At 64.8% G+C, this 2,908-nt stretch carries 2 protein-coding genes and 2 pseudogenes; 2 read left to right on the forward strand and 2 right to left on the reverse strand.

The features are described 5' to 3' along the window. Both ACRDU5_RS21840 and ACRDU5_RS21845 read right to left on the reverse strand, forming a co-directional pair. Positions 1 to 467 (reverse strand): annotated as a pseudogene (locus ACRDU5_RS21840) (dihydrodipicolinate reductase); the annotation flags it as partial. A 23-nt stretch (positions 468 to 490) separates the two neighbouring features. Continuing rightward, positions 491 to 673, reverse strand: a complete 183-nt coding sequence (locus tag ACRDU5_RS21845; protein WP_526617082.1) for a hypothetical protein — start codon at positions 671 to 673, stop codon at positions 491 to 493. A gap of 750 nt (positions 674 to 1,423) precedes the next feature. Here ACRDU5_RS21845 and ACRDU5_RS21850 point away from each other — a divergent pair. Continuing rightward, positions 1,424 to 2,398, forward strand: coding sequence for an LLM class flavin-dependent oxidoreductase (locus tag ACRDU5_RS21850; protein ID WP_526617083.1), 975 nt, complete (start codon positions 1,424 to 1,426; stop codon positions 2,396 to 2,398). A 14-nt stretch (positions 2,399 to 2,412) separates the two neighbouring features. Next, positions 2,413 to 2,908: pseudogene (locus ACRDU5_RS21855) on the forward strand (dihydrodipicolinate reductase); the annotation flags it as partial.

Raw genomic sequence — 2,908 nt, forward strand, 5'->3', positions numbered from 1 at the left:
GTCGCGAGCACCAGCGGCAGATAGTCGGCCGCGAAACCGGGTTCGATTCCCGACGCATAGAGTGACGACTGTCCCTTGTCGGCGGCTTGCGCCATTTGTTCGCGCCACTCTGCCGGTTCATAGGTAGCCGGATTGACCAGTCGGGTAGTGCTGGTGGTGACGATGTTGATGCCGGACTCGAGTAGTCGGACGTAGTCGGGGATCGCGAGGGCGTCGCGCTCGGGTCCGCTTGCCGTATAGATGACGCAGTCGGGCGCGAGGCCTATCAGCGATTCCGCGTCATTTGTCGTGGCGAGACCGATCGGCTCACCGTTCGCGAGCTCACCGGCGTCCTTGCCGACCTTCTCCTCGCTATGAACCCACACGCCAACGAGGTCGAGATCTGGTCGGCGCGCGACCTCGCGGATGGCAATCGAGCCGATGCCGCCAGTCGCCCACACCACCACGCGATTGGTCCGTGCTGCCATCGATTTCCTCCTCTGCATCGCATTTATTGGTAGAACGGTCCCGGCTTGCCGGCCCGCTCGAGGTCTCCGTACGGGTCGTAGACCTTGACCGTCGGATAGGGGAACTTGTCGTACGCCGGTTCTGGGTTGCCGCCGACCCGCAGCGCGCTGAACACGCCGATCGGAATGAGTACCGCGCTTATCAGCACCGCGGTGGCGATCGCCACCATTCGGGTCGTAGAACGCGGCCACCAGCCGATGTCGCCCCAGCCAGGTGTCCACTGGGATATGCGGCTCGACGAAGCGTTGATGGGTCTTCACCAGGCCGATGCCGGTCAGCACGTAATAACTCGCGTAACCGCCAAGAAACGACAGGGTCGGCTCGAGCAGAGGGGAGATGAAGAAGTACGGCCATGACAACGGGAAGTGTGCGAGCCGTGGGTCGAACACCGTGAAGGTGGCCCAGTTCGCCAGCGGATCAAGTGCGCCTGCGCACAGCGCCGCAATACCGACGATGAGCGCCCAGTGTGCGTGCCCGGACCGGATCGACCACCAGGCGAGAACGCCGAAGAACACAAGTGTCGTCACCGCGGCGAGGATGTTTGCGACGAGCCGCCAGTCGCCGATGCCCAGAAACGGCGGATACGGCGCGGTCCCCGGGTTGGGGTTGGTCGTGCGCACATCGCCGTGCAGTCCAGTTTGCATGTTCGACAGCGCCCAGACCGCAAAGACGGCGTATGCCCCGGCCACAACCGACCAACCCAGGCGACCCCGCCACCGAGCCACAGTCGTCTTCTCGGGTGTCGCGACACCGGTCACCATCCGCGTCCTTCCGCCGACACAGTACGGATGCAACCTAACTTTTGCTCTCATAACCTAGCAATCGTGCTTGTAGCTGGTCAAGAACGGTTGGCAATGAACAAACGTTAGGTTAAAGTCGCCTACGTCATGACCGCGTCGTTGCCCGAGTGGCGTTGATGTTCACCCTCCGATTCGACATGCGTGCTCCTGACGACGGTGCGCCGACGACCGAGCTATACGGCGCGGCCATCGAGATGTGCGCGTGGGCCGAAACCCGTGGGGCAATCGCGGCGGTGCTCTCGGAGCACCACGGTGCCGACGACGGGCACCTACCCTCGCCGCTCATCCTGGCTTCGGCGATCGCCGCCCGAACCGAAATGATGCCCATCCTGTTGGCTGCAGTGGTCCTGCCCTTCTGGGATCCCGTTCGGCTGGCCGAGGAGATGTGTGTGCTCGACATCATCAGCAGGGGGCGCGTTGCGTACGCGTTCGGCGTCGGCCACCGCGCCGAGGAGTATGAGCACTTCGGCGTTGATGTGCGTCAGCGCGGGCGGCTGGCAGACGAAAAACTGGCCGTGCTGCTGCAGCTGCTGAAGAGCGAACCGGTAGTCCACGCCGGTCGCCGCATCCGCGTGACGCCGGCGTGTACCACTACGTCGGGCCCCTTCATCATGATCGCGGGAGGCAGCGCCGCGGCTGTCAAGCGGGCAGCCAAGTATGGTCTCGGCTTTGTCTCCCAAGTTAATTCGCCCGAACTCAAGGAGTTGTATGAAGCACACTGCCGTGAGCACGGACACGAACCCGGGGTGACACGGTTTCCGGTCGACGGCGCGCCGACCACCGTCTTCGTCGCCTACGACGACGACCGCGCCTGGAAGGAGCTGGGGTCATATCTGCTTCACGATGCCAAGATGGCCGCGGGCTACCGGCATGGTGACGACACGGTGGCCAGCATTTCCCGCGCCGACAGCGTGTCGGCTTTGCGGGCCGCGGACGGGCCTTGCCGCATCTGGAGCATCGAGGAGGCGGCGGCCCACGTGCGGAGCGGACAACAGCTACTCCTGGCTCCGCTGTGTGGCGGCATACCGCCCGAGCTGGCGTGGCACTACCTGGAGAACGCCGTCGTTGCGGTGGACAGAGCACGTGAGTAAGTCAGGGGAAGTTCGTGACATCTAATCCGGTTCGCGTTGTTGTCTGGTCAACGGGGGGAGTCGGCTCGATAGCCGTTGACGCCGTCCGGCGCCGCCCGGACTTCGAACTCGTTGGCGTGTGGGTGCATTCGCCGGACAAGGTCGGCAAAGACGCCGGTGAGCTCGCCGGCGGCCCTGCCATCGGCTTGCCGGCCACCAATGACGCCGATGCCCTCATCGCGCTGCGACCGGATTGCGTGGTGTACGCCGCGAGCGGCCCGGAGCGTGAGGCCGGCGCGGTGCCCGACTACCTGCGGCTGCTCGAGGCCGGCATCAACGTGGTATCGACCACGTCCACGAGCCTGGTCTACCCGCCGGCCTACTTCGCGCCGGACTGGCGGGACCAGCTCGAGGCGGCGGCGAAGTCGGGGAACGCGTCGTTCTACGCCTCTGGGATCTTTCCCGGTTTCGCCTCGGACCAGCTGGCGTTGTTGATGTCGACGCAGTCGAAGACGATCCGGACGGTGACAG

Origin of the sequence: Mycobacterium sp., from assembly GCF_050701515.1 — a bacterium.
Taxonomy (GTDB): domain Bacteria; phylum Actinomycetota; class Actinomycetes; order Mycobacteriales; family Mycobacteriaceae; genus Mycobacterium.